Annotated in this window: 23 protein-coding genes, 1 tRNA gene and 1 pseudogene; 16 read left to right on the top strand and 9 right to left on the bottom strand. The window is 25.8% G+C overall.

What is annotated here, in order from left to right; genetic code table 11:
* The first annotated feature begins 496 nt into the window (after positions 1-496).
* The 6 genes from B3578_RS06795 (at position 497) to B3578_RS06770 (ending at position 6,168) form a co-directional block, all read left to right on the top strand.
* On the top strand, positions 497-1,726 hold the full coding sequence (locus B3578_RS06795) for a phage integrase SAM-like domain-containing protein (protein ID WP_291047500.1): 1,230 nt from the start codon (positions 497-499) through the stop codon (positions 1,724-1,726).
* A complete protein-coding gene (locus B3578_RS06790; protein WP_291047498.1) occupies positions 1,723-2,898 on the top strand; it encodes a hypothetical protein in 1,176 nt (391 codons plus the stop codon). The genes B3578_RS06795 and B3578_RS06790 overlap by 4 nt, the downstream gene beginning before the upstream one ends.
* Positions 2,899-2,974: 76 nt before the next feature.
* Positions 2,975-3,253 (top strand): helix-turn-helix domain-containing protein, encoded by a 279-nt coding sequence (locus B3578_RS06785; protein ID WP_188319761.1) that lies wholly within the window; start codon positions 2,975-2,977, stop codon positions 3,251-3,253.
* Positions 3,254-3,369: 116 nt separating this feature from the next.
* Positions 3,370-4,521 (top strand): VapE domain-containing protein, encoded by a 1,152-nt coding sequence (locus tag B3578_RS06780; protein WP_188319760.1) that lies wholly within the window; start codon positions 3,370-3,372, stop codon positions 4,519-4,521.
* Between the two features lie 219 nt (positions 4,522-4,740).
* On the top strand, positions 4,741-5,598 hold the full coding sequence (locus tag B3578_RS06775) for a toprim domain-containing protein (RefSeq protein ID WP_291047493.1): 858 nt from the start codon (positions 4,741-4,743) through the stop codon (positions 5,596-5,598).
* Positions 5,599-5,814: 216 nt separating this feature from the next.
* Complete coding sequence (locus B3578_RS06770; RefSeq protein ID WP_188319758.1) at positions 5,815-6,168, top strand: hypothetical protein; 354 nt, start codon at positions 5,815-5,817, stop codon at positions 6,166-6,168.
* 27 nt (positions 6,169-6,195) lie between these two features.
* Here the strand turns inward: B3578_RS06770 and B3578_RS06765 are convergent, their stop codons facing one another.
* Both B3578_RS06765 and B3578_RS06760 read right to left on the bottom strand, forming a co-directional pair.
* On the bottom strand, positions 6,196-6,750 hold the full coding sequence (locus B3578_RS06765) for a hypothetical protein (protein ID WP_188319757.1): 555 nt from the start codon (positions 6,748-6,750) through the stop codon (positions 6,196-6,198).
* Between the two features lie 12 nt (positions 6,751-6,762).
* On the bottom strand, positions 6,763-7,272 hold the full coding sequence (locus tag B3578_RS06760) for a hypothetical protein (RefSeq protein ID WP_188319756.1): 510 nt from the start codon (positions 7,270-7,272) through the stop codon (positions 6,763-6,765).
* 256 nt (positions 7,273-7,528) lie between these two features.
* On the opposite strand from B3578_RS06760, the gene B3578_RS06755 reads away from it, so the two are divergent.
* A complete protein-coding gene (locus B3578_RS06755; protein ID WP_291047488.1) occupies positions 7,529-8,113 on the top strand; it encodes an SOS response-associated peptidase in 585 nt (194 codons plus the stop codon).
* On the opposite strand, the gene B3578_RS06750 is transcribed toward B3578_RS06755, so the two are convergent.
* The gene (locus tag B3578_RS06750; protein WP_291047487.1) at positions 8,102-8,908 is read right to left on the bottom strand and encodes a GIY-YIG nuclease family protein; all 807 of its coding nucleotides are present in this window, start codon (positions 8,906-8,908) and stop codon (positions 8,102-8,104) included. The genes B3578_RS06755 and B3578_RS06750 overlap by 12 nt on opposite strands.
* Before the next feature lie 90 nt (positions 8,909-8,998).
* Between B3578_RS06750 and B3578_RS06745 the strand changes: the two genes are divergently transcribed.
* The 9 genes and pseudogenes from B3578_RS06745 (at position 8,999) to B3578_RS06710 (ending at position 22,719) form a co-directional block, all read left to right on the top strand.
* Positions 8,999-10,267: a Y-family DNA polymerase gene (locus B3578_RS06745; RefSeq protein WP_349676200.1), complete on the top strand. Its 1,269-nt coding sequence runs from the start codon at positions 8,999-9,001 to the stop codon at positions 10,265-10,267.
* Positions 10,268-10,726 (top strand): LexA family protein, encoded by a 459-nt coding sequence (locus B3578_RS06740; protein WP_291047485.1) that lies wholly within the window; start codon positions 10,268-10,270, stop codon positions 10,724-10,726.
* Positions 10,727-10,893: 167 nt separating this feature from the next.
* Positions 10,894-11,073 (top strand): annotated as a pseudogene (locus B3578_RS14385) (helix-turn-helix transcriptional regulator); the annotation flags it as partial.
* 73 nt (positions 11,074-11,146) lie between these two features.
* Positions 11,147-13,762, top strand: coding sequence for a KAP family P-loop NTPase fold protein (locus B3578_RS06735; protein ID WP_291047483.1), 2,616 nt, complete (start codon positions 11,147-11,149; stop codon positions 13,760-13,762).
* 192 nt (positions 13,763-13,954) lie between these two features.
* Positions 13,955-16,885, top strand: a complete 2,931-nt coding sequence (locus tag B3578_RS06730) for an Eco57I restriction-modification methylase domain-containing protein (protein WP_349676199.1) — start codon at positions 13,955-13,957, stop codon at positions 16,883-16,885.
* Between the two features lie 12 nt (positions 16,886-16,897).
* Entirely contained in the window at positions 16,898-17,863 is a 966-nt protein-coding gene (locus tag B3578_RS06725) for a hypothetical protein (protein WP_291047480.1), read from the top strand.
* Between the two features lie 2 nt (positions 17,864-17,865).
* Positions 17,866-18,879 carry an MBL fold metallo-hydrolase gene (locus tag B3578_RS06720; RefSeq protein WP_291047478.1) on the top strand — a complete coding sequence of 338 codons (1,014 nt, stop codon included), beginning with the start codon at positions 17,866-17,868 and terminating at the stop codon, positions 18,877-18,879.
* Positions 18,880-18,913: 34 nt separating this feature from the next.
* Positions 18,914-21,250: a reverse transcriptase domain-containing protein gene (locus B3578_RS06715; protein ID WP_291047476.1), complete on the top strand. Its 2,337-nt coding sequence runs from the start codon at positions 18,914-18,916 to the stop codon at positions 21,248-21,250.
* Positions 21,247-22,719 carry a DNA polymerase gene (locus B3578_RS06710; RefSeq protein WP_291047474.1) on the top strand — a complete coding sequence of 491 codons (1,473 nt, stop codon included), beginning with the start codon at positions 21,247-21,249 and terminating at the stop codon, positions 22,717-22,719. The genes B3578_RS06715 and B3578_RS06710 overlap by 4 nt, the downstream gene beginning before the upstream one ends.
* A 42-nt stretch (positions 22,720-22,761) precedes the next feature.
* On the opposite strand, the gene B3578_RS06705 is transcribed toward B3578_RS06710, so the two are convergent.
* From B3578_RS06705 to B3578_RS06685, 6 genes are all read right to left on the bottom strand, one after another.
* Positions 22,762-22,835, bottom strand: a tRNA-Ile gene (locus B3578_RS06705).
* Positions 22,836-23,036: 201 nt separating this feature from the next.
* Positions 23,037-23,180, bottom strand: a complete 144-nt coding sequence (locus tag B3578_RS14380) for an Arm DNA-binding domain-containing protein (protein WP_125350087.1) — start codon at positions 23,178-23,180, stop codon at positions 23,037-23,039.
* A gap of 373 nt (positions 23,181-23,553) precedes the next feature.
* The gene (locus tag B3578_RS06700; RefSeq protein ID WP_125350088.1) at positions 23,554-24,816 is read right to left on the bottom strand and encodes a type II toxin-antitoxin system HipA family toxin; all 1,263 of its coding nucleotides are present in this window, start codon (positions 24,814-24,816) and stop codon (positions 23,554-23,556) included.
* Between the two features lie 2 nt (positions 24,817-24,818).
* The gene (locus B3578_RS06695) at positions 24,819-25,085 is read right to left on the bottom strand and encodes a helix-turn-helix transcriptional regulator (protein WP_125350089.1); all 267 of its coding nucleotides are present in this window, start codon (positions 25,083-25,085) and stop codon (positions 24,819-24,821) included.
* Positions 25,086-25,174: 89 nt separating this feature from the next.
* The gene (locus tag B3578_RS06690) at positions 25,175-25,576 is read right to left on the bottom strand and encodes a hypothetical protein (protein WP_185144183.1); all 402 of its coding nucleotides are present in this window, start codon (positions 25,574-25,576) and stop codon (positions 25,175-25,177) included.
* Between the two features lie 135 nt (positions 25,577-25,711).
* Positions 25,712-26,086 carry a hypothetical protein gene (locus B3578_RS06685; RefSeq protein WP_291047471.1) on the bottom strand — a complete coding sequence of 125 codons (375 nt, stop codon included), beginning with the start codon at positions 26,084-26,086 and terminating at the stop codon, positions 25,712-25,714.
* Positions 26,087-26,153 lie beyond the last annotated feature (67 nt).

The following is a 26,153-nucleotide window of genomic DNA, read 5'->3' as shown; positions in this document are numbered from 1 at the left end:
ATCTAAAGGAACTCGTTTCAGAACCGCATCCTTAGTCTTAGCCTTAGCCTTAGTCTTTGTCTTAGTCTTAGTCTTAGTCTCATTCACATCGTAAAATACATATATCTGAAACCTCAAAAACTACTAATCGGCTCATAATTCATACTTTTTTGAGCCAATTAATCAAAATAATCGGCTCATCGTTAAATGAAATAAAAAAATAAATTGGGATTACCTTATTGAAGAAAATCTTTCAAGCTTACTTAAAAAACATAAAAACTTTATTTACAATAAATTATAAATAAAATTAAAAATTATAGACATAAAAAAAGCACCTTTTTAAAGGTGCTTTTGTGGTCCCACTTGGAGTTAAGTTTGTTTATATCAATTTTTAATGTACTTTTACTACTTAAATGTCAGTATGTTAAGTGTTTACATTAATTTGTTTTAATAACTTTTAACTCATTTTAATTTCAAAAACACCCCCTTTCTGACCCCCTAATTAAAAATTGTTATAATGAAATATCATTTTGAATTAAGAAAGGATAAAATCACAAAAGATGGACTTATTCCTATTAGATTAGTTGTTACACACGGAAAAATAAGAATTCGAAAAAATATCAATGCTAAAACCACTGTTGTTGATTGGAATAGAGAAAATCAGTTGATTAATAATTACAAAAAGTGTCCTTTTTACGATTACTATATTTCTTGTAATAAGGAGATTACCAATGTCACAGAGAAAGTAGATTACATTTTTAAATTTTTTGAATACAATGAAATTGTTTTTTCTGAACAAATTTTTAATGAGAGATTTGATGAAGATAATACTAAAATTTCAATTGATTTTTTTGAAGCCTTTCAAGAATTTATGGATGTATCAAAATCAACTAAATCAGAAGGAACAATAAAAAAATATAAAACAGTCCGAAATTTCTTAAATGACTTTAAATCTTTTACAAAATATCCTTTACGTTTTGATACAATTAACACCAAATTTGAGGAAGTATTTATGCTTTATTGTTTTGATGAACGTGAAACATTAAATAACTATTATGGCAAATTAATTTCTATCATAAAAACTTTTATGCAATGGAGTTTTGATCGTCAGTATCATAATTGTTATGAATTTAAGAGATTAAAAAGGGTTGAAGATGAAGTAGAAGTAATTTACTTAACTATAGATGAATTAATGGAATTGTATAATCATAAATTTGACAATAAATCGAAGGAAAGAGCAAGAGATTTCTTTTGCTTCGCTAGCTTCACTGGGCTACGCCACTCAGATGTTTACAATTTAGGTAATGCAAATATATATGAAGATCACATTAATTTATCATTAATCAAAACTAAAACAAACGATCATATTGTCCCATTAAATGATTTTGCAAATGAAATTTTAAATAAATATAAGGACACTATCTATTATCCAATTCCTAAAATTTATTCACAAAAACTGAATAAAAAAATTCAAGAATGTTGTGAAGATTTGGAATGGTTTGATGATGTTAATATTGTTCGTTACATAGGAACAAAACGAATTGATAAAAAGTTTAAAAAATATTTATTAATCACTTCTCATGTCGCTCGTAAAACTTTCATAACAAACAGTTTAATCCTTGGTATGAATGAACGAGTACTAAGAAACATCACAAATAGTAAAGATGAAAAATCTTTCAGACGTTATGTAAAAATAGAAGAAGTACATAAACAAAGAGAAATGAATATTTGGAATAATATAAAATGAGAACATTTAATTTAATAAACAATGTAGATCAAATTTTGGGTGTTTTAAAACTTGATCTAAATCTTCAAAATATTCATGATATATCATTAGAGATCATTGAAAAATTAGATTATGTTGAGCTATTAGAACTTTTCCCTGCTTTTTATATAAATGAGAATTTCAAAAAAATCATCCATTTAATTGATTCTGAAGGTTACTATAATATTATTGATAACTCATTAGAAAAAATCAAAGAAACTGAAAAAAGTTTGTCAACAGTTCACTTTATAGCTTATTTAATTGGTCTAAAATTTAAGACAATTTCTTTTGAATATCATCCACCATTATTTGATGATTTTATAGAAATCATTGACAACAAGATAATTAAACACAAAGCAAAACTAAATACTGAGCTGAATGATAATTTTTCAATTAAAGATTCTTTTGGATTGTTTTTTATTCATGAAAAGGAAGTTGCTTTAAACATTTTCACAAAATTCGTAATTAGTAAATTAAAAAAATATGATTTTGACACTCTAGCAATAGAGCTAATAATGAGTAAAGATGTAATTTTTCATAAAATTGGTATTAATCATATTCCAAATTTTGATCATTCAAATTATAAAGACGTATCACTCTTAAAAAATGACGATCAATTATTCATTGAAAAGCATGAATTATCTAAAATATTACGTGAAAAAGAATATTTTAATGCTGATTATCCTTTATCAGAATTTACTGAAAAAGATTTATTAAATACAAACACACATTTTTCAAATTTCATTTCATTTCAAAATGAATTCAAACAGTTTTTGTATAATGAAATAGGTGAAGATTCAATTTATAATAATATTAATATTGGAGAAATATTTTTGACTAACATTTGTATAGAGTTACCAGAATATGATATTTCTACTTTAAATCATACTAATATAATTTTAAAAAAAATCATAAAAGATAATGAGGCAAAAATTAGATTTATAGCTTTTTTTATTCATCAATTTGATATAAATTTTTTAACAGGAATAACAAATATACTACCACTAATTTTTTCAAATTATTTTGGTGCACAATTAATAAGTAAAAGTACAATAGAATCTTATTTAAAAAGACCTCTAAATAGACCTAAAGCTCTTACAAAAGAAATTGATATTTTATACAAAATATATCAAAACATTGATGAACAGGGCTAGTGTATACTGGTGTAAATAGAAAATGAAAAATTATATCAACATTTGTACTAGTTAAAAATAATTAAATTTATACAAAATGAGTAATAGATTTGTAGATCGTGGAGTTGATAATGTAATTGCTCCTGAAATAAAAAAAGAATCGATAAAAATTATTGAAAAAATAAATTATCCTGTAAAAGAAGATCGTTTAAAACAAGCAGAAGTTGCAGAAATGTTTGATACCACTGTTCAAACAATTATTAATTGGCGAAAGAAAGGAAAAATTCCTTTTTATAAAATCGGAAGAAATATTATCTATTCTAGAAGTCAATTAATCAAACTTGCTTCCCAAAATCAAGATTTAGTAAAAGCATAAAAAAAGTGATTATTCCCCAATAATCACTTCAAATATTATAAACAAAGCAAATGCCTTATTGTATTTAAATATTGCGAAACAAATATAAGGCATTTCATTTAAAATCAGAAACATTTATGAATGAAAATGTTATGTCGAATTCTGTATTCGATAAGCTAGAGTATTATCTGAACAATAATTATGAAATTCGTTTTAATAAAATCAAACTTATTTACGAAGTTTCTGCTTTAGGAGAATATAATTTCTCAGAACTCAATATTGAACGTCTATATATTGAGTTAGAACGAAACAATGTTAAGCTATCATTTGATAAGCTATTAATCTATTTAAAAGCGTTTTCTACTCATTATGATCCAATTAAAAACTATTTTCATAATCTTTTACCTAAGTGGGATGGACAAGATTATATTGGAGAATTAGTTTCTAAAATTGAAGTGAATGAACATCAAGAGTTTTTTAACGAGCAATTTAAAAAATTTCTAGTTCGAACTATTTTATGCGCTTGTGAAAAGAAAATAATCAACAAAAATGCTATTATACTTTATAGTTCAATCCAAAATATTGGAAAATCGTCATTTATACGTTATCTCGTACCGTTTATTTTAGAGGATTATTTTTCAGAAGACATAACGAATGAGAAGGACAGTATTATCAAGCTAGCGACAAATTTTATCATAAACCTAGACGAAATGCAAAATTTTCTCACAAGTTTATTAGAATTTATTAAGGCTCTTATTTCAAAAGAAAACATTCACGAAAGATTACCATATGCGAGAAAATCTGAAAGAATAGAACGAATTGCTTCATTTATTGGATCAACAAATAAAACACATATTCTCAAAGATTATTCAAACGTAAGATGGTTAGTTTTTGAAATAAATCACATTGACTTTTCTTATTCTAAAATCGACATTAATAAAGTTTGGGCACAAGCCTACCATTTAGCTTATCATGAAAAAAGCTTTAATCCTTTCATGACAAGTGAGGAATTGAGCTACAATGATGAAAAAAACAAAACCTTTAGAGCTTTTACAAGGGAAGAAGAAGAAATTATTGCATTTGTAGATCACAGCGAAGATGAAAATGACTTTATGACTGTAACTGATTTAAGTTTTGCACTTAGAAAAGTTAATATTAATAAATACCCAAACATATTGGGTAAACTACTAAACAATATCGGTTATAAATATGTGAGAATTGGAGAAGAAAGAACAAAAAAATACAAAATAAAATTGTCAAATTATTACTCTAAAATTTTAAAATCTTAAAATCTACCTATTCAACCCGTTCTACCTATTCAAACCCTTTATTCATCTATGTTCGTTTTGGATAAGTAAGATAAATTTACCTATCCTTGCCTATTCAGAAGTACAAAAAGTGAATAGGTTGAATAGGTATGGACAGGTAGTAAAAACAAGCTCAATCCCGCTTATAGATTAGACTGAATAGGTAGAACGGGTAAAAACTCTTACTTAAAAAGAATATATATGAATTTAAACGAAATAAATAGTCTAGATTTTGTGAAAATTTTGGATCAAAAAATAGGCTTCAAACCTAAAAAAATAAATAATAAATCGATTTGGTTTAAATCTCCTTTTAGACCTAACGAATCAACCCCCTCTTTTCATATTTCCAAGATTTACAAATATGATATTTGGTTCGATCACGGAAACGGATTAGGTGGAAAAAACGTTGATTTTTTTATTCATTATTTGAAAACAGATCTAAAAGGAGTTTTAAAATACTTTAACGAAAATTCTTCTTCTTTTCACAAGCAAAAAGTTTCAAATGACACAGTTACTCCAAAAAATAATTATAGTGTCTTAGAATTGAAAAAAATCACTTCATTTCCTTTAATTCAATATTTAGATGAGAGAAAACTCCCTTTAGAAATTACAAATCGATATTGTAAAGAAATTCATTACAAATTAAATGATAAAAAATATTATGCTATTGCATTTCCAAATAATCAAAATGGATATGAAATTCGAAATAAATATGTCAAAATGTGTTTGGTTATAAAAGATATTACTTTGATAAAAAATAATCAAAATCAATTAAAACTTTTTGAAAGTTGGAGCGATTTTATTAGTTATCTTTTTTTATTTCCTACTGAAGAATTTAAAAATGATTTTTTGATTTTAAACTCAATTGCTTTGCTCAGAAAAAATTTAGAATTGATTAATCAATATGAAAAAATTGACACCTATTTTGATCACGATGAGGCTGGTAAATCTGCTACAAAATTATTAGAAACTGAATTAAAAACTAAAGTGAAAGATGGATCCTCATTCTACAATAAGTACAAAGATTTGAATGAATTTAATATTAATAATATTTCTTAAATATATGTTAAATTCAGATTTACATGCAAGATATGGATTTGTACGTACACAATCACAACTTTGCCTTTTTTTTTGTTAAAACTTTGTTAATATTGAAATTACATGCAAGATGTGGATTCGTATGTACATAACAATATCAATAAACCTTTATAGAAAAGGAAGTGTTATTTTTCGGAACTCAAAAACATTTAAAATTTTACAAAAAATTATATAAAAATGAAAAAAAATAAAAGAATTACAATACGATTATCTGAAGAGCAGAAAAATAAAATTATTAAACTATCTGAAGATGAAAAATTAACAATGACAGACTTAATTATTAATAAAATTATGACAGATTCTTCAAAAAAAATATTTAAACTTCCTCTTGAAGAAATTGAATTTATTAATAAAAATTATTCAATAATTGGTGATCAAATTAATCAAATTGCCAAACAAGTTAACACAGATAAAAAAATTAATAATAACACTTTAGTTGAATTAAATGAAGTTTTAAAAAAACTAATAATAATAAAAAGGAAATCGAATGCAATAACGCAAGAAATTTTTAAGGATATTAAAGATGAATAAAAAAATGGATCAAATATGATCCATTTTTTATTTCCAAACAACCTCTAGATTTTCAAAAATTGCTTCAATTTGCTTCGCCATTACTTCTTTTGGATAAACGATTATTTTTAATTGTCGTATGATTGGGTAGGTTGTTTCGATTGTTTTGAATGTGATGGTTGCTTTGGTTGGGATGTTTGGTTTGATATTTTCGGCACGAATTCCATTATTAAACGAAACAAAAACCTCATAATTTTGAGCTTGGTTTCCTTGTGGATCAATAAAATAAGCTTGTTCACATTGAAAAAAATTCCGTGTTTCAACTTCAATATTTTTATATAGAAAAGTCACTGTAACTGTCTTATCAGCTTTAGAACCAACAATATTTGTAATATCTAATTGCAAACCATCTACTTTCACTGATTGTATTGGTTTCAGTAAATTCAATGTTTCTTTGTAATAATGATTTTCCTTTGATAATTCTTCATTTTTAACTTTTTGAATTTTGATTTCGTTCTCTAATTCAGGACATTTTTGTTGAGCAAAAGAGAAAGAATTCAAAATCGTATAAAATAAGATGAATAGTATAAATCTTGCTTTCATTTGGTCAAATATTTAATTAGTAAAACATAATTCATTATAGTCATTCAACTGATTTTCTATCGCTGAATCATACCATTCTTTCGTTGCATAATGCTTTTTATGAGCTATTATCCCTCCTTTTATAGTTAGAATTCGAGAAAAAAATAAATTGACAAATAAGTTATTTTGATTTTTCTCAATTGCTTCAAGAATACCAATATGTATTTCTTCGATACTAACATCATTCTCATTGAATAAAAAAGCATCTGCTGTAAAATTTCCTGTAGATATCATCATGAAATACAGTTTCTTTCTTTCAGTTTCATTCAAATTTGAAATATATGCTGAAATTGAACTTATGATAAATGGTTTAAAATCTTCAGTTCTATTCAAAATTCCTGATTTAAAAGAATCAGAAAACTCTTTTACTTCAACTTCATTTAATCGTTTAAATTCTGGTGGATTAATATTTCCAAAAAAGGAAATATTTAAAAATTGAGAAATAATTGTTTTTTTCTCTTGTAAGGATAATTGGTTTTCCATGTCTAGATTGTTTTTTTTAGAAAAAAGTAGCGTGGAACTAAATACAATCCGTTACAGAGGTACTGCGAAGAACCCTAAACCCAGAAAGACTCAGCCCACGCCATATATAGACATGGGCGTAAGCCTATCGAAGATTTTAGGTTTATAGAAGATTCGCAGTTTTCTGTAACCAAATTTCGAAAGCTTACGCGTACGTAATTATTATTTTAATGATGTAAAGATAGAAAATCATTAACTTTATTCCAAAGTTGATGCTATGTGTTTTCATGTAAAAGTTACCAAAACAAAAGAACAGATTGAAAAGAAATCGAGGTTGAAATTCAAACCCGAGGTTACATTTACGCCAAATCCTCATTTCAAAGGTTTTGATCATCCGAAATTACCTGTGATAACTAACCAACAAGATTTTATTCATTTGTTCGAGTGGGGTTTAGTTCCGCATTGGGCAGGAAATGATTTTAATTCGAATAACACCTTAAACGCACGAATTGAAACTATTGATGAAAAACCATCTTTTCGTGATGCGTTTACCAATCGTTGTGTGATATTGGTTGATGGTTTTTATGAATGGCGACATGAAGGAAAAGATAAAATCAAATATGAAATTGGAATCAACAACAATTTGATGTGTTTAGCTGGATTGTATTCAGATGACACGTTTACGATTGTTACGACTGAAGCTGTCGGCATTATGGATTATATCCACAATACAAAACATCGAATGCCTGTTGTATTTAATGATGGTGAAAACTTAATGAATTGGCTTAATTGTAAACCTATTGTACCATTTACAGATTTCAGTTATCAACGTGAAGATGGTCAAGTGAGTTTATTTGGATAATTCGGATTTTATATGTCGAAATAAGATTTTTCGGACATCCTTATTATCTTGTTTTTGATCAATAAATAATTTCATTTCATCAAGATTTTCAAGTGAATGATCGCAATAACCAAATCCTTTATAAACTCCTTTTTCAATTAATACAATACCTTTTTCATTTTCAGTTCTTCCAACCAATTCAAATAAAAAGTCCTTTTTAGGTAAATGCACTGTTTTCAAAAATTGACGAACTCTTTTGTTGTAAAGTTTCACATCTTCCCTATTTATACAAGCTCCGTTACATTCTTCTAAACTATATTGAAAACAACTTGATTTGGTTTTATATAAACCATTTATTTTTTGACAAAGCTTATATTTATCTGTAATGTAAAATAAATAATCTTTTGCTTCATTTAACGATGTAAATGAGATAATTTCGTTCCCAGAGTTATCAATTTTCTTCACAATTAATGCATGATAACCATCCGAATTTATTTCTTTGTTCAAAGCATAGAAAAACTTAATTTTTCGTTGAGCTCGATTAAATAGTGGTAGATTTTGCTTAATTAGTTCAGATTCTCTCAACAAAGCAATTAATTCATTTCCTGTATTTTCAAATTGAATGGAATGCGTAAAATACTGTAGTTTGATTTCTTTTTTGTCAAGTGATTTGAAGTGCTGAATCAATCGTTTTCTAATGTCAATACTTTTTCCAATGTAGATAATATCTTGCTTGTCGTTGTATAAATAATACACGCCACAAATATTTTTTGGAACTTGGTCAACCAACATTTTCAATCTATCATTCAGTACCATGGCACAAATTTACTGAATCAATTTCTAATTATTATTTTTTAACACTTTTCCGCGACACCTTGTAGCGTTTTATTTGCTCAACTTTGTAACATGATGTATGCTTTAGTTGACTGCAATAATTTTTATGCTTCGTGCGAACGAGTTTTTAATCCAACGCTGAATGGAAAGCCTGTTGTAGTACTTTCTAACAATGATGGTTGTGTAATTGCACGTTCTAATGAAGCAAAAGATTTAGGGATTCCAATGGGTGCTCCTGCTTTTGAATACGAGAATAATTTTAGATTAAATAAAATCAATGTTTTCTCTTCAAATTATGCTTTATATGCGGATATGAGTAATCGCGTGATGATGATTTTAAAATCCTATTGTCCTGATATAGAAATTTATTCGATTGATGAATCTTTTCTTCTTTTCAAAGGCTTTGATAACTATGATTTGGTAAATTACGCCCAAGAAATTAAACAAAAAATATATACCATTACCAAAATCCCTGTTTGTATTGGTATTGCTCCTACAAAGGCTTTAGCTAAAGTGGCGAATCGAATAGCAAAGAAATTTCCTAAACATCATAATGGTGTTTATATGATTGATTCGAAAGAGAAAATAAACAAAGCCTTAAAATGGTTAAAATGTGAGGATATCTGGGGAATTGGGCGACGTTTAGCTAAACGTTTAGCTTTTATTGGTTGTAAAAACGCGTATGATTTTACATTATTGAGTGATGAATACATTAAACGAAATTTCTCAATCGTAGAATTGCGTTTGAAAAAGGAATTATTAGGCGAAAGCGTCTTAAAATTAGATGAAGTTCAACGCAAAAAATCAATTGCGACTACTCGTAGTTTTGAGAAAACAATCAATGATTATGAAAATCTGAAAGAGCGTGTTTCTACATTTGCTGTTTCTTGTGCCGAAAAGCTTAGAAAAGAACAATCAAAATGCAACATTATTACTGTTTTTGTGATGACCAATCGTTTTGATGAAAAGCAATCATTTGTTTCAAACTCATTAAGTACAACCTTAGATTTTGATTCGAATTCGAGTATCGTTTTGTCAAAAACAGCTTTATTTTTATTGGATAAATTGGTTCCTGCCGAAGGCAAAGTTCCTGATTATAAAAAAGCTGGTGTTATTGTTTCGGCTATTACACCCAATAATCAAGCACAAATGAATTTATTTCACGAAGATTCTCCAAAACATAAAGTTTTGATGAGTGTCATGGATCAATTAAATGCAAATTATGGCGATCATATGCTAAAATTAGCTTCGCAGGATGCGCGTAGAAAATGGAAAATGAAACAAGAACGACTGTCACCTTGTTACACAACAAGATTTACTGATATTTTAAATGTTTATTAAATGGTACAATTTATTCAAGTTCCGAAATTCTCAGAAGAGTTAATCAACATCTCTATCAAAACAGATGGCGAAAAACGATTTGTTCAATTTTTTGGGGATGTTTCGGCAGGTTTCCCCTCTCCTGCTGCTGATTTTGTACAAAATAATATTAGTTTAGATGAAATATTACTGAACCATCCCGAAGCAACTTATCTTAATCGTGTTGGAGGCGAAAGTATGTATCCTGAATATCTGAAAGGTGATTTACTTATCATACGTTCTGATATCGAACCAAGACATCATGATGATATTGTGGTATCGGTCAACAATTCCGAATATACTTTCAAACGTTATGATGCCATCAACAAACAATTGATTTCTCTAAATCCGAAATACAAAAATTGCATTCAATTACAAGATGAAGATGTGGTGATTATTTTGGGAGTTGTAACAGATTTGGTGAGGCATAAAAGGAAATGAGCCGATTAATAAAGAGTATTGTTTATTATAATGCACAATATATACAATTATCTTAATTTTGTTTAATATAACTTACATTTATGTTTGACTTTATTACAATTAAAGATGTTAAAAATAATATAGGAAAATGGTGCAAAAAAATGCGCAAATCCTAAAAATTAACGCAACAAGAATTAGCAAATGAACTTGGACTTTCTCGTTACACAATTGTTAATCTTGAAAATGGCGAAAATCCAACACTTGAAACTCTTTTAAAAATCCTACACTATTTTGATAAAATGAATTCTCTCAATCAATTTATTTCTACAAAAATTGATGATTTGGATAATAGTAAATCAATGTATTAGTTTAATCCAAGTAAGCTAAGTATTTTTGAATTTATATAAATAGAACCTAAGCTCTAAATAACAAATCAACATTTTGAAACTATCATATTTTAACGATAAAATAAAAGAATTCATAGATCAGAACAAAATCTATATTTTTTGTGTAATCATATTAATCGCATTTTTTGATTTAATATCAGTAAAATTTCAAAAATATATAGTAGAAGAAATTTTAATTCATATTAATTCAACATATTTATTAGATTTAGTTTTTGCTATTTTCATCTTTATTACAACTCTTTATTATTTAATACCAAAAGTTAAAATCAATTATTACATAAAAGAGAACCAAATAATTAAAACTAGTTTTATTTTTATTTTCTTAATTATTATAAGATTCAAATATTCTCACAATTTATTAAGCTTAAAAACATATTCAAATATTTATTATTTTGACATATTAATTTTTATTTGTCTAATTCCATTGCTACTATTTACTTTAAATAAAGTAAAAAAAAGAAAGAAACGACAAAATGAAAAAATAGCATTTACTGAAGATGTTTCAATTAAGAGTGTAGAAGATGATTTATTAGTATTAAACAATTCAATTGAAAATGTTAAACGAAAAATCATCAATTTAGATAACGAAGAATCAATTGCATTTGGAATTACAGGTAAATGGGGAGAAGGTAAAACTTCTTTTATGAATCTTTTAAAGAAGAGTATTTTAAATTCTAAATCAAACAATTGTATAATTATTGATTTTAATCCTTGGTTAAATATTAGCTCTGAAAATATTGCTCAAGATTTTTTTAATACTATTGAAACAGATATAAATAAATATAGCTTTTCTATTTCAAAAGATATTAAAGAATATGGCGATTCAGTAATTAAACTTGATAAAACTGGTACATTAGAAAATATAATAAACATATTAAATATTAGAAATAAGAAAAATCAAACAGAGGAGTTCGAAAAAATAAATAATACATTAAAGGAAATAAATAAAAAAGTAATTGTATTTATTGATGATCTAGATAGATTACAGCCTTCTGAAATATTAAATATTCTAAAACTAATAAGAAACACTGCTAATTTTTATAATTTTTATTACATCGTCGCATACGATAAAGACTATATACTAGAATCTTTAAATAATTTGAACATCCCTAATTCAAATAAATATATTGAGAAAATTTTTGTAGAAGAAATAAAATTGCTTCCTCTTACACCTGATGCAATAAAAGAGGTATCAAAATACATTATGATAAACCATCATCCCGATAATGAAGAAGATATAAATTCAATTTTTAATGGAGTAAATATTTATCATACAATTAATTTTAAAGATATTTTACATAACATTCGAGATATAAAACGATTTGCTAACGCTTTTAGTTTTAATTATTCTTCAATTAAAGATGATGTTGTTTTTAAAGATTATCTGATACTTCAACTGATTAAATTTAAATATTACAATGTTTATCTTTTATTGTTTAAAGGTGGATATTTGATTCAAAGTAAGAGTTATGAATCCGTAAGTTATTATGAAAATTTTCTTACTCTAGCTCCTGTTAAAAGTGATTTTTACAATGATGTATCATTCAAAGAATCATTAATTAAAAATATCATTGAAGAATATAAAATTTATACCGAAAAAGAGATCGAAACTCTTGGTAATTTATTAGATAATATTTTTCCTGAATACGGATATCAGTACTCAGATTTATCTATTAATAAATCACAAAATCTCTCTAGATATTTTAGAGAAGAATTAAATACCTCAGATGTAACTAAATCGGAATTTAATAATTTTATTAATTTACCATATCAAGAAATGGTATTAAGAATTAATCAATACTCATCAGAAGGTAAACTCAACTCTGTGCTATATTATCTTTATAATACAAACTATCATAATTTAGATAGTAAAAAGATTTATGAAAATTTAATATCAATATGTTTTTACATTTATGAAATTTCTAGTGATTTCATAAATATCAATTATAAAACTTTATGGTATAATACAATCGGAAGAATAAAAGAATTTGGTGATATATATTATAATGGTAACTATATTGAACTAAAGTCTTTTGTATTAAACATTCTAAATAAAGCTTCTTATTGTTTTTCTATTATACATTACTGCAAAATGGTAGATGAAAATATCTATGAAAATGAATTTTATAATAAAGACGAATTTTATAATATAGTTGTTAATTTCTTTAAAAATTTCAATAAAAATAATGAAAAAATTAACTCAGATTTTTGGGGATTATTTTACAATTGTTATTTCAAAAGATGGAAAACTACAGACAATAGTCACTTTGAAGAAAAATTTATTCATCCAAAAGCAATTGAAATATTTAAAGAATTTATGAAAAAAGACCTTGATAGTATTTTAGTAGGTTTTGTAAATACACAAAGTTTTTATTATGATAATGAAGATGACAACAGAATTGGTATTTCTAAAGAAATACCTAAAATTTTTGGTAGTTATAATGAGTTAAAAAAATTGTTACAATCTAAATCTTTTTATACACAATTAAAAAATCCATCATTTTTTAGAATCGATTTTATTGATTTCATGAACAAATTAGGTGATTTAGATAATAATAAAGAGTTAATGATTGAAGATAATAAAATCAACATCAATTTTCCTCCATTAATAGAAAAACTAGAAAATTCCAAGTATAGGAAAAAAACTTAAGAATATTTTTTATCAACACTACTTTAACGCATTTTAATTCTTTTTAATTTAAACTAAAATATTGTAATTTTATCACAACACATATTATTACAATAAATGTCTCTATTTCAAAAGGCTGTACTTAATAAATATTTAAAGTCAGCAAATCAAAATATACTAAAAGAAAAGTATCAACTTTTCTCAAAACATTTTTTGAATTCAACAATTCAAGAAAATATTCGCAACAGTAAAGAAGAGCAATATCAAGAAGGTTTTCTAAATGATTTGTTTGTAAATATTTTTGGCTACACCAAGAATCCAACGCCAAACTTTAATCTTACAACTGAATTAAAGAATATAAAAGATAGTAAAAAAGTCGATGGTGCTATTATAATAAACAGCAATACAAAAGCCGTTATTGAATTGAAAGGTATGAATACAACTGATCTTTCGTCAATAGAAACACAAGCTTTTGGTTATAAAAATAATCACCCTGAATGTACTTATGTTATCACTTCTAATTTTCAGAAAATTAGATTCTATATTGACAATGCAATCGAACATATTGAGTTTGATCTTTTCAATTTATCTTTTGAAGATTTTCAGATCTTGTATTTAAGTTTAGCATTTGAAAATATTAGCAAAGACATTCCAAAACGTATAAAAGATGAATCTTTAACAGAAGAAAGTGACATCACAAAGAAACTTTACAAAGATTATTCTACTTTTAAAAGAGAATTATATCAAAATATTTTAGAACAAAATCCCACTTACGAACCTTTACTTCTTTTCAAAAAAACACAAAAATTAATTGATAGATTTCTTTTTCTATTCTTTGCTGAAGATCGTGGTTTATTACAACCAAATTCTGTAAGAACTATTGTAGATCGTTGGCAAAAATTAAAAGATTTAGATGCCTATTCACCTTTAATCGATAATTATCGCAAATACTTTGGTTATCTAAATACAGGTTACACATCAAATGACTTGATTGTTTTTGCGTACAACGGTGGTTTATTTGCTCCTGACGAAGTTTTAGATAAAATTGAAGTTGATGATGAGCTTTTAAAAAAACATACCTTAAAAATCGCTAAATACGATTTTGCATCAGAAGTTGATGTAAATATTTTAGGTCATATTTTCGAAAATTCGTTAAATGAATTAGAAGAAGTTCAGGCTGAGATAAAAGGTGAAGTTGTTGAAAAAACAAAGACAAAACGTAAAAAAGATGGTGTTTTCTATACGCCAAAATACATTACAAAATATATTGTTGAAAATACTGTTGGTAAACTTTGTAATGAAAAGAAAGCTGAATTAAAACTTATTGAAAGTGATTATCACAGTGAAGTTATTGTCAAAAAACTAACTAAGAAACAAAAGGAGGAAAAAAAATATTTATTAGATAAATTAGATGTTTACAGAAACTGGTTACTGCAAATAACTATTTGCGATCCTGCTTGTGGTTCTGGCGCATTTTTAAACCAAGCATTGGATTTTTTGATTACTGAACACCGATACATAGACGAATTGCAAGCTAATTTGTTTGGTGATGCTCTTATACTGACCGATATAGAAGGTAGCATTTTAGAAAACAACTTATATGGAGTTGATATTAACGAGGAATCAATAGAAATAGCCAAACTTTCTTTGTGGTTAAGAACTGCTGAACCAAATCGTAAACTAACTTCTTTATCAAACAACCTAAAAACAGGTAATTCACTTATTGATGATATAGAAGTTGCTGGTGAAAAAGCCTTTAATTGGGAAAATGAATTTTCACACGTTTTTGCAAAAGGTGGTTTTGATGTAATTATTGGGAATCCGCCTTATGGGGCTCAATTAGATGATAAATCTAAAGAATTCTTAAGCATAAATTATAAATCATCAGAGTATCAAGTAAATACATATGTAGCTTTTTATGAAAAAGGTATTAATATTCTTACAAAAAATGGATTATTAGGTTATATAACCCCTGCTACATTTACTTATCAACATTATTTTAGTAAAATTAGGAATATTTTACTTTCTTATAATCAAATAGCTATCAGTAAATATTATTATGAAGTATTTGAAGATGCGGATATTGGAGATTCTGTTACTTGGATTTTACAAAAGAATGAAAATAAGTTTCAAGATATAATTATTCAAATTTGCTATAATAAAGAAGACGCATTATTATTTGGAAATAAAGTTAATTATGATGACATAGTTAAAAATTCCACTTACCAATTAAATTCATTAATATTTAATATTGATAAATTAAATTTTAATAGTAAACTTTTAAATGAGATTTCTAATATTATTGTTGGAATAAAACCATATCAAACAAATAAAGGAATTCCAAAACAAACAAAAGAAATTGTTCAAACTAAAATTTATAATTCAAATTATAAAAAAGATGACAGTTTCATACAATGTGTTATAGGAAAAGATTTTCATAAATATAAGTTTCTAAACACTCCTGAATTATTTTTAAGTTATGGAAAATGGCTAGCTGAACCAAGAGAATCTGCACCTTTTTTTAATGATAAAAAAATAATTTTAAGGCAGACTTCCGATTCGCTTATAGCCAATATTGATGACAATAAATTTATTAATTTAAATAACGTATATAACGTTGGGGATATTAATAGTAATTATGAAATATTATATATTTTATCCTTAATAAATTCAAAATTAATTAATTTTTTTTATCAGAATATTTCTCAAGAAAAAGGTAGAACTTTTGCTGAAGTTAAAAAAGTAAATTTATCTAAACTTCCAATCAAAATTATTTCTTTAAACGAGCAACAACCTTTTGTAGAAATGGCAGATAAAATGTTAGCTTTAAATAAAGAGGTACAAAACACAGCAACCAAATTCAGTAAATTGTTAGCAACAGAATTAGGACTTACAGAACCTTCTAAAAAACTACAAGAATGGTACAACTTAGAATTCATTGATTTTACCAAAGAATTAAAGAAAAAGAAAATAGAATTGTCTCTTTCTCAAAAATCTGAATGGATGGAATTCTTTGAAACCGAAAAAGAAAAAGTAAATTCAATACAAGCCGAAATAGATGCCACAGACAAACAAATAGACCAAATGGTTTATAATCTATACGAACTTACAGCAGAAGAAATAGAAATTGTAGAAAACGCATAATTAAATACTTATATGAGTACAAATAAAATTACTGAAACTAAAAAATCAAAATTAGAAATACATTACTATTTTTCTGATGGTTCACATAGTATTGATGCGGAAATATATCTTTCAAACCTAAAAAATGTATTAGAGATTATTAAAACGGTATCTAATACTTTCAAAATAATACACAAAGTCGAAATCGAACCTGCAAAAGAAGGTGGTTTTGAAACTTACATTACAATTATTGAAGAATCTGTAAAAGCTTATCCATACTTAACTGCAACATTAACAGGTTGTGTAAGTTTAATATTAGCAAATCCTACAAAAAAAATATTTGAGAATCTTTTAAAACCAAAAATTGAAAAGGAAAATGAACTAATTGATTCTGCAATAAAAAAATTAGATTTAGAAGAGAAAACAATTGATGTTGAAAATAAAAAACTTGATTTAGAAAAAAGGAAAGAAGATTTATTAAATAATTCAAAAAAAATAGAAGAAAAGTCAAATAGTTTACAAGAAAATTTAAAAATCGTTACTTCAAGATCCAATTTTTATAAAGAAGCAAATAAAATAGAAAAAGTAAAAAAGATCGGTTTTAACAATTTAACTGAGAATGAAGCTGAAGAAAATGAACAAATTGTTAAAAGAGAATTATTTAAAAATTATATAATTGATACACCAGAATTAGAACCCTTAATTGATAATAAAGCTGAAATTGAAATAATTTCTCCTGTTTTAGATAAAAATAAACCCTATAAATGGAAAGGAAAATTAAATGGCAAAGATATTACGATTAATATGAAGTCAAATATTTTTAAAACTGAAGTACAATCGGGTAGTATTAAATTTAAGAAAGGTTCGAAACTTATATGTAATCTAGAAATAAAACGAAAATACGATGCCAATGGCGATATCGTTGTAACTTCATATGATTTGCTTAATGTTTGGAAATATATCTCTGGTAAAAAAGAAGTAATTATAGAAAGTATGTAATTATGAAAATAGAATATCTAAAAGCAGGAACAGGTGACTGTATCTTTATTAATCATAATTCCAAAAATATTCTTATTGATGGAGGTAATGAAAGCACCTATTTAATTTCTAAATACAATGAAATTAAATCCCAAAATGAAAAGATTGATTTTCTCATTGTTACACACCATGATGACGATCATATCAAAGGTATTTTAGATCTTTTTAAAGAAATGGAAGCAAGAAATGAAGAAACCATTATTGATAATGTGATTTTTAATTCTCCAAGAAAAATACTTGGCAAAATTGAGAATACTTCTGAATCAAACCTATTATCATATAAACAAGCTTATCAACTCGAACAGTATTTAGGAAATCATCAAAAGATAAAATGGGAAACGTCATTGAATACAGAAATTATAGAAATGAAATTAAATGAATTATTTAATGATACCAATTTAAAGTTTAGGCTATTTTCTCCAGATGATGAAATCTTAAAAAAATACGCTTCAAATAAAGGTGCTTATCTAACAAGTGATAATAGATGTGATTGGGACTCTCCTATTTCTAAATTAGACCCAGTAGATGATAAAAGCCAAGACACATCAGCAAGTAACATGGCAAGTATAGTTTTATTTCTTATTTATAATGATAAAAATTATTTATTTGCAGCTGATGTTACACCAACACGACTTAACCAAATAATAGATGAATTAAAGGAACAAAATGAAGTTATTAATTTTGAACAAATAAAATTACCACATCACGCAAGTTACAGAAGTATTAATAAGCAAATATTACAAAAAATAAATTGTACAAATTTCATTATTTCAACTAATAGTAAGAAACATTTTTTACCGAATAAAAGAGCTTTAATAAAAATAATAAATAACAGAAATTCAAATGAAGTAATCAAATTTTACTTCAATTATGGAGAAGTCATTGGAAATTTGAAAATTTCTAAATCAGAAGAAAAGAAGTATAATATTAATTTGATTTCTAACAATAAAAAAAATGGTTATGCCTTTGATATCTGAAACATTAAAATCCTGTTCCGTTAAAATAACATCTATGATTTCTGGAGTCCCTTCTATAGGTTCTGGAGTTATATATCAAACACCAAATAAATGTAATTACAATTATATTTTAACTGCAAGACATCTTTTATCTGAAGATTCTCACACTGAATATGAATTCAATAAGATACAAAGTATCGAAGTTGATTACTACACTGATAAGTTAGAAAAATTAATCTCTTTAAAAGGGAAAAAATTAATCGAATCAGATATTGTCATATTTGAAAGTGAAGACCTAGCAATCCTTAAAATAAAAAAAATAGAAGGCTTTAATTTCCCTTCTATTTTAGTATCAGATAATTTGGAAAATGATGAACTTGTTTTTTCATGTTGGTCTGTTTTTAAAGCAAATGAAAATACTTTAAGCCCTTTTAAGTTTTATCGTAATGATCCTTCAGAAAAGAAGATTGTTCTTGTAGACAATGTATCCAAAGAAAATCTTAATGGTATATCTGGAAGTGGTGTTTTTATTCATAATAAAAACAAACTGCTTGGAATTATATCAAAGTATCCAAATGAAAATTTTGAAGGAAATACCATAGAATGTTCTAGAATATCTTTTGCTACGATAAATACTCGATTGCGTGAATTAGGTTATGTTCAATTAGATACCGAAGAAAGTTATTTAAAACGTGAAGTTGATGGACAAATTGTTGAATTGTATCAAGGACAAATCAATAATGCATATTTAGATTTAAATAAGGCTATTGAAAGAGTTAGAACAGATATGAATGATGATTGGTTTTATGATTCATTACAATATATAGATCTTTTGAATTCAGATTATCTTTTCGCAGAATTAGGTAATTATTTTTATAAAACTTCTTATAGAGCCACAAAAGCAGAAAAATTTTACATTCCTAAAAATAATTACACATTAAGAGAAGCTTATATTTTACCATTAATAGATAGAATTATCTATATAGCAATAGCTGGAGAACTAGGAGAGTTAATTGAGGATTCTTTAATTCCAAATGTTTTTGCATCAAGATTTAATAAATTAAATTCCAATAATTTACTAATAAATGGTGTAGAACAATGGATAAAAATGAAATATAAAATCTCTGAAGAAGTAAACAGAAAAGAGAAAGGAGAATTTAAATTTAATTGTATTCTTCAAGTCGATATTTTAAATTATTTTGACAATATTGACAAGAAATTACTTGTAGAAAAATTAAAAAGAATTGCTACTAATCAAAATCATTTAAACTTAATAAATCTACTTGATACTTTTTTAAGTAGTTATTCTGAAAAAAGCACTGGATTACCACAAAACAATGATGCATCGGCTTTATTTTCTACATTCTATTTAAATCAAGTGGATGCATTTATTCATAATCATACACAGTCATATTATAGATTTGCAGATGATATAAAAATTCTTTGCAAAGATAAGTATGAAGCACGTAAGTTTTTAGTATTATTAGAAAAGGAATTGAAAAGATGTCAACTTTCTGTGAATTCACAAAAGACAAAAATTATTGAAATTGTAGATTTGAACAAAGACAAAAATGATTTAATTATAACTAGAGACGAAATATCATCTATTTTTAATCCTAGAATAGAACAAATTAAAGTCTTATCAAAATCATCAAATTATCAGTATAGAAATGAAGCTTTTCATTCAGCTATAAATCTATTAAGTGAAAATATTAATTTTGATGGAAATGAAAATGATGAACAATCAAAAAATTTAATATTTGCTTTAAGAATTATTGAATTCTTAGGGAAATCTAAAATTCATTTTCAAACATATAATAGTGAGCTAGTGGATTCACTATCTAAAGCAGTCAGCGTGCTAAAGGATAAACCATGGATAACCCCACAAGTATGCAAAATACTATCTTTAATAGAGCTTGACCAATTCTCAGATAGATTTGCTCCAGAACTAGAAAAACTAGTTCTTCAAGAACACTTAAATATTTATCCATATCAACAATTTCAAATTTGGTTATTATTTACTAAACAAAAATTTGTTTGTAAGGACTTAATAAGATATGCTAGTGAAAAAATAGAGATAAATGATTCTACACAAATAGCCACAACTTCTGCTCAAATTTTGTATTTAACTACAGTAGATAAAAATTTCAAACGAATTTTATTACGAAAAATCGATGAAGGTTTCGCTCGTGATTATTTTCAAAATAGAGCATCTTTAATAGCTCTAAGATCATTCAATCTTACCGAACCTAAAAAAGAATCGATACATCCTACATTGTCATACTCATTTCCATTCACATCGAAATTTGGAGATAAAGATTTGGTATTTTATTATGATATCGAATTAAATTATGACGATATGGATTTAACAGAAGAACTATTCTCAATATGAAAGAATTTATTATTTGCTTCACAGAAAATAAATGGTATTCATTAGAAATATCAAATGATGAGTTTTCCGAAGACCACAAATTATCAATTGGAAATAAGTATTACTCATTTCAAGTGTCGGATTTAATTAGAGAATTAAAAAGATTAAAGTACAAAACTCTTCCTGAGATTGTTAACATAGAGTCGTTAGATAAACAATTTGCACAAAGTGGCAAAGACTTATTTGATTTTAAAAGATGGCATATTTTAAAATCATTAAGAAGAGAGAATATCATAAATTCACATTATAGAATATCTAATATGAAAGATATTCTATTAAAAACAAAAGAGTTTATAAATAATTTAATTGATGCTCAAGATCTAGAATTAAAACGGTTCAATAATATTGAAATAAAAATTAATAAAATTATTCATGAAACTTCTTTTGGTGGAATTAAGATTGATAAAAATATTTTAGATAGCAAGTGTGTTGATTTACATAAAGAAATTTATAAGCTTAAAAATGAGTTACAATTTTCCTATAATATATTTCAACCAGAAAATTTCGAAACTCAAGCAAACTACTTAAAAAATAACAATTATAGAATATTACAGTCTATTGAGAGAACAGTTAGTTTACTTAGAAAATCAGATATTGTTTGCGAAAAATTTAACAAACTAAATAGGTTAGTTAAAGACCTAAAAACTTTGATTTTATTAAAATCAAGATTAGGTGGTATTGATTTTGTAAATCCATATTTTGTAGGTTTTGGGACTATAACATCAAGAATTATTATAAAAGAACCCTCACTTCAAAACCTTCGAAAAGCTAATAGAAATATTATAATTCCAAATATTGGAAAAGAGTTATTTTATATTGATTATAGCCAATTTGAAGCAAGTATTTTAGCTCATTATTCTGCTGATAAAGTTCTTTTAGACTTAATAAACACAAAGGACATTTATTCTGATATTGTTGAGAGAATTTTCAAAAAAGAAGTTAATGAAGAAAATAGAAAAGAAGCTAAAATTCTTTTTTATAGATACTTATATGGTGATACATTTGAAAACAATTTAAAGTTTAAAGAGCAAGTTGATAACTATTTTAATAGTTTCAAAGAGTTATCAAAATTTAAAGAAGATCTAATAAAACAATCTTTAGAAAATGCTTATGTAAGTACAGAAAATGGTAATTTTCGACAACTTGATTTTAACAATGATAACATATGGATATTAAGTCATTATATACAGTCGAATGCATCATACATTTTTAAAAAAGCTATTATTGAAACTTTTGAAAAAGTAAAAAAAGCAAGATTACTAATACCATTGCATGATGGAGCTTTATATGAAATAGACATTGAAAATTCTGAAGATATAAAAATTAGAATAATCAATATATTTGAAAAAATATTATTAAAAGAATGTGATTCTCTTACAAATGTAAAAGCATTAGAAGTTAATTTTCACCCCCTAATTAACCCCCAGTAAAAAAATAATCCCGATAAACAGTACGTTTATCGGGATTTTCAGTGGTCCCACTTGGGCTCGAACCAAGGACTTGCTGATTATGAGTCAGCTACTCTAACCAACTGAGTTATAGGACCCAGAGTAAAAGATCAATTTCTTTTCTCGTGGGTGCAAATATATAAAATCTAAAACATAAAAAACAAGTTAAAAATAAAAGAATTTTGATATTTTTTACAACAAATTCAATTACAATATAATAATAGTGTAAATTTTTATATAATATTTACAATCCTTAATTTGATTAAAAATGAAATGAAATAATTTATGGTTTATTATCATTATAACTTTATTAAATATAATTGACCTGTTGAAAAATATGTTCTCTTTCCATTCTGATAACAGCAAATCTGAATTAATAATTCTTCATTTTTATTGATTTTATTCTTCCTATTATAAACCAATGAAATTTGTATTTGGCTCATAATTATATGTTTTTATAAGTCAAATCTATTTTAGATCATTGATGAATTTTCTTATTTAGAATTAGGCTAAAAAAAATGGTGTGAAATAGTGAATTTAAAATGTATTATTGATATTAATAAACTTTTTGCTGACGATTTACATATATTTCTGATCTAAAATCTAAAGAAAATATCGATTTATTCACTTACAATTTTGAGTTTAATCAATTATAAAAATTGACCGCTTTGAATATTTATATTTAACGACAAAATGCACCTTACAGAAGGATTTTTAGAATTAATTTATTTAAAACGGTAATTATTAAAAATCAACCAATTTAACCTAAAAATAATTGACATAACATAATGATTATTTTTAGCAGAAGTTTTTTGATTAAAACTTTAAAAACTCAGATTCAATTTTATCAATTACTTTTTCAGGAATATCTTGTTCTTTAGATAGAATTCTGAATTGATTTGTAGAGTTTATAACTTCATCAATAATTCCGTTAGCGTCTTTAATTGTAAATAATTCAGCTATTTTCATTAAATCATCTCGATTAATCTCAGTCCTTTTTCCATTAATAGACATCGCTCTTGAAATTCTTAGGTAGTTTTTTAAAGCGTCTAATGGATAAGTTAAATCATAGGCGGGAGCTAAATTCCAACGATCTTTATCAGCATCATAAATGAATGAGAAATTCTTTAAATGGTCATCGATATTGAAAAAGACAAGATTAAAAACCAGTCGTTTAAACAATTGCTGAATGTTTTTGTGCGAAAGTTTTAAATCAAAAGCAAGTTTAAAAAGATTTTCATAAGTTGAGTTTTCAGGCTTTTTAAAATCCCATCCTGTCATTCCAGATGCAGTTAAAATATGCTGTTTTTTTCCATTTTGACGATCAAATCTTGATGTTGCAAAATGTTTATCATCAATCAACTTAGAAGGCATCATTTCAATTCCTATAGAAGTTGCAATTTGATAATAGATGTACTCTATTTTTTCTTTTGAATAGCCTTGATCTTCGTCTACAGAAAGTTTAATTAAATAATGATTGTATTTGTCTGATGTTTCTAAATCACCAGGAATTAGACGTCCTGTTTTTTTATGTTCTGAAACTAAAATTTTAGGGCGTGCGCCACCCGCTGAAGTTCCAATTTTAAAGATGTTCAGTAAAGCGATATCACTTAATCCTTTTTCTTCTGTTGAAGTTTTTAAATCGAGCACTTTCTTTACTACTTCCGTTATTTCTTCTACATCAATACTCTGATTTGATTTAATTTCTTTCGCAGGTGAAAATTCTAAAGCTCCCATTCCTCTTTTCCCAACATATGTTAGTTGTTCTAAAGGAGTAATAGCATTCATTTCTTTTTGAGTTGCTTCTAACCATTCTTTAAAGACAATATTACCGAAAAAATCAGGTAAAGAATCAGCAATCATAGGAGGTAAACCACGAAATGTTTCTCCCTCAAATTCAGAAAATACTTGTACGTTAGGCGTTCTGCGGATAACGTAAGGAAATATCTTTTTGTAGTTATTACTTTCCAAAAAATCAGGATTGTATTGGAATGATGATTTTCTTTGGTTTTCGTCGTAACCTATTTTACCGATTTCAATTTCTTGAAAATTTATCGAAATGATTTGATTCTTTGCCATAGTTAATACATGGATTGATTATTTTCTAAACTTTCAATTTTATCAGAAATAAATTGATTGATCGATTTCATTTCATCAAAATACTGTAACACTTTCAAAAGAGTTTCTAGTGTAGGATTATCTCCATTTTCAAGTTTAGCAATTGTTAAGCGAGAAAGAGCTAGTTCATCAGCTAATTCTTGTTGTGTTAAATTTTCTGCTTTGCGCATTTTTTTACACCACTCACCAATTGTGTTTTTTACATCTTTTATTGTCGTGAAATCTAACATATAATGTATATTATAATAATCAAATATACTAAAATATAAACTTAATATATATTTTAGTAAACATTATTTACTAAATGGTAAACTTAATTTTATAACTCTATCATCAACTCTTTTATAAAACCATTATCTTTTTCATCAATATATTCATGAGGATTACAGATAATTTCAGTATCACCAATCTTGTATCTGCAAGGTGTATGAATATGTCCATGAATCCAATACATTGGTTGATATTCTATAATAAAATCTTCTAAATTTGAAGCATAAGCAGACGTAACAGGATCAGAAATATACTCTTTTGGAACTGATTTTATACTCGGTGCATGATGTGTAATAACAATGTTTTTCAGACCAATTGAATCTTTTAGACTTTGCTCAAGCCATGCAATAGACTTATTATGAATTTGATAAACATCAATGGTTCTCATTTTTGAATAAGACGGATCACGTTTAATATATTTGTAATCATTCATTTGACTTTGACAAATCATCCCATATTTCATTGGATCTCCAAAAATTGAAAAATCAGTCCATAATGTACATCCATGAAAACGAATCCCTTCGATATCAATAAAATCATTTTCTAAAACTGTAATATTAGTACCTAATGTAGTGTGTAATCTTCCCTAAAAAACGGAACGTTTAAAAATAAATGTATTATCAATATCATTAGTTTTCCAAGGCTTAAAATCAATTCTATTAGCAGTAGATAAATTATCAACTCCTTTTTCAAATTGAAAACTTTTAATATTAGAATTAAAATTTCTATAAAAAAAGAATGTAAAATAATATATAGATGGTATAATTAAAATAAAAGAGAATATTACTAAAGTTAAAATTACTAATGGAGAAAGATTTGGTTGAGTAAGTATTAAAGATGATATTATAAAAGGAAAATATAACAACATTAAGAAACGTTGAATATTATTTTTGGACAATATTCTTATTCTATATAAATCTTCTGCTACAGTAAAATATTTATCAATTATTCCTAAGATCATTTTAGATTAGTTTTGAATTATTTTTATAAATATACTAAAAATGCAATCAAATGAAAATTATAACTAT

Source organism: Empedobacter sp. UBA1574, assembly GCF_002322895.1.
GTDB lineage: Bacteria > Bacteroidota > Bacteroidia > Flavobacteriales > Weeksellaceae > Empedobacter > Empedobacter falsenii_B.
This window is presented reverse-complemented; position numbering and strand designations above follow the sequence as displayed.

What these genes read in the sequence shown, in the direction of transcription:
- B3578_RS06795 (WP_291047500.1), top strand. Translation starts at nt 497, where the DNA reads ATGAAATATCATTTTGAATTAAGAAAGGATAAAATCACAAAAGATGGA.
- B3578_RS06790 (WP_291047498.1), top strand. Translation starts at nt 1,723, where the DNA reads ATGAGAACATTTAATTTAATAAACAATGTAGATCAAATTTTGGGTGTT.
- B3578_RS06785 (WP_188319761.1), top strand. Translation starts at nt 2,975, where the DNA reads ATGAGTAATAGATTTGTAGATCGTGGAGTTGATAATGTAATTGCTCCT.
- B3578_RS06780 (WP_188319760.1), top strand. Translation starts at nt 3,370, where the DNA reads ATGAATGAAAATGTTATGTCGAATTCTGTATTCGATAAGCTAGAGTAT.
- B3578_RS06775 (WP_291047493.1), top strand. Translation starts at nt 4,741, where the DNA reads ATGAATTTAAACGAAATAAATAGTCTAGATTTTGTGAAAATTTTGGAT.
- B3578_RS06770 (WP_188319758.1), top strand. Translation starts at nt 5,815, where the DNA reads ATGAAAAAAAATAAAAGAATTACAATACGATTATCTGAAGAGCAGAAA.
- B3578_RS06765 (WP_188319757.1), bottom strand. Translation starts at nt 6,750, where the DNA reads ATGAAAGCAAGATTTATACTATTCATCTTATTTTATACGATTTTGAAT.
- B3578_RS06760 (WP_188319756.1), bottom strand. Translation starts at nt 7,272, where the DNA reads ATGGAAAACCAATTATCCTTACAAGAGAAAAAAACAATTATTTCTCAA.
- B3578_RS06755 (WP_291047488.1), top strand. Translation starts at nt 7,529, where the DNA reads ATGTGTTTTCATGTAAAAGTTACCAAAACAAAAGAACAGATTGAAAAG.
- B3578_RS06750 (WP_291047487.1), bottom strand. Translation starts at nt 8,908, where the DNA reads ATGGTACTGAATGATAGATTGAAAATGTTGGTTGACCAAGTTCCAAAA.
- B3578_RS06745 (WP_349676200.1), top strand. Translation starts at nt 8,999, where the DNA reads ATGATGTATGCTTTAGTTGACTGCAATAATTTTTATGCTTCGTGCGAA.
- B3578_RS06740 (WP_291047485.1), top strand. Translation starts at nt 10,268, where the DNA reads ATGGTACAATTTATTCAAGTTCCGAAATTCTCAGAAGAGTTAATCAAC.
- B3578_RS06725 (WP_291047480.1), top strand. Translation starts at nt 16,898, where the DNA reads ATGAGTACAAATAAAATTACTGAAACTAAAAAATCAAAATTAGAAATA.
- B3578_RS06720 (WP_291047478.1), top strand. Translation starts at nt 17,866, where the DNA reads ATGAAAATAGAATATCTAAAAGCAGGAACAGGTGACTGTATCTTTATT.
- B3578_RS06715 (WP_291047476.1), top strand. Translation starts at nt 18,914, where the DNA reads ATGATTTCTGGAGTCCCTTCTATAGGTTCTGGAGTTATATATCAAACA.
- B3578_RS06710 (WP_291047474.1), top strand. Translation starts at nt 21,247, where the DNA reads ATGAAAGAATTTATTATTTGCTTCACAGAAAATAAATGGTATTCATTA.
- B3578_RS14380 (WP_125350087.1), bottom strand. Translation starts at nt 23,180, where the DNA reads ATGAGCCAAATACAAATTTCATTGGTTTATAATAGGAAGAATAAAATC.
- B3578_RS06700 (WP_125350088.1), bottom strand. Translation starts at nt 24,816, where the DNA reads ATGGCAAAGAATCAAATCATTTCGATAAATTTTCAAGAAATTGAAATC.
- B3578_RS06695 (WP_125350089.1), bottom strand. Translation starts at nt 25,085, where the DNA reads ATGTTAGATTTCACGACAATAAAAGATGTAAAAAACACAATTGGTGAG.
- B3578_RS06690 (WP_185144183.1), bottom strand. Translation starts at nt 25,576, where the DNA reads ATGATTTGTCAAAGTCAAATGAATGATTACAAATATATTAAACGTGAT.
- B3578_RS06685 (WP_291047471.1), bottom strand. Translation starts at nt 26,086, where the DNA reads ATGATCTTAGGAATAATTGATAAATATTTTACTGTAGCAGAAGATTTA.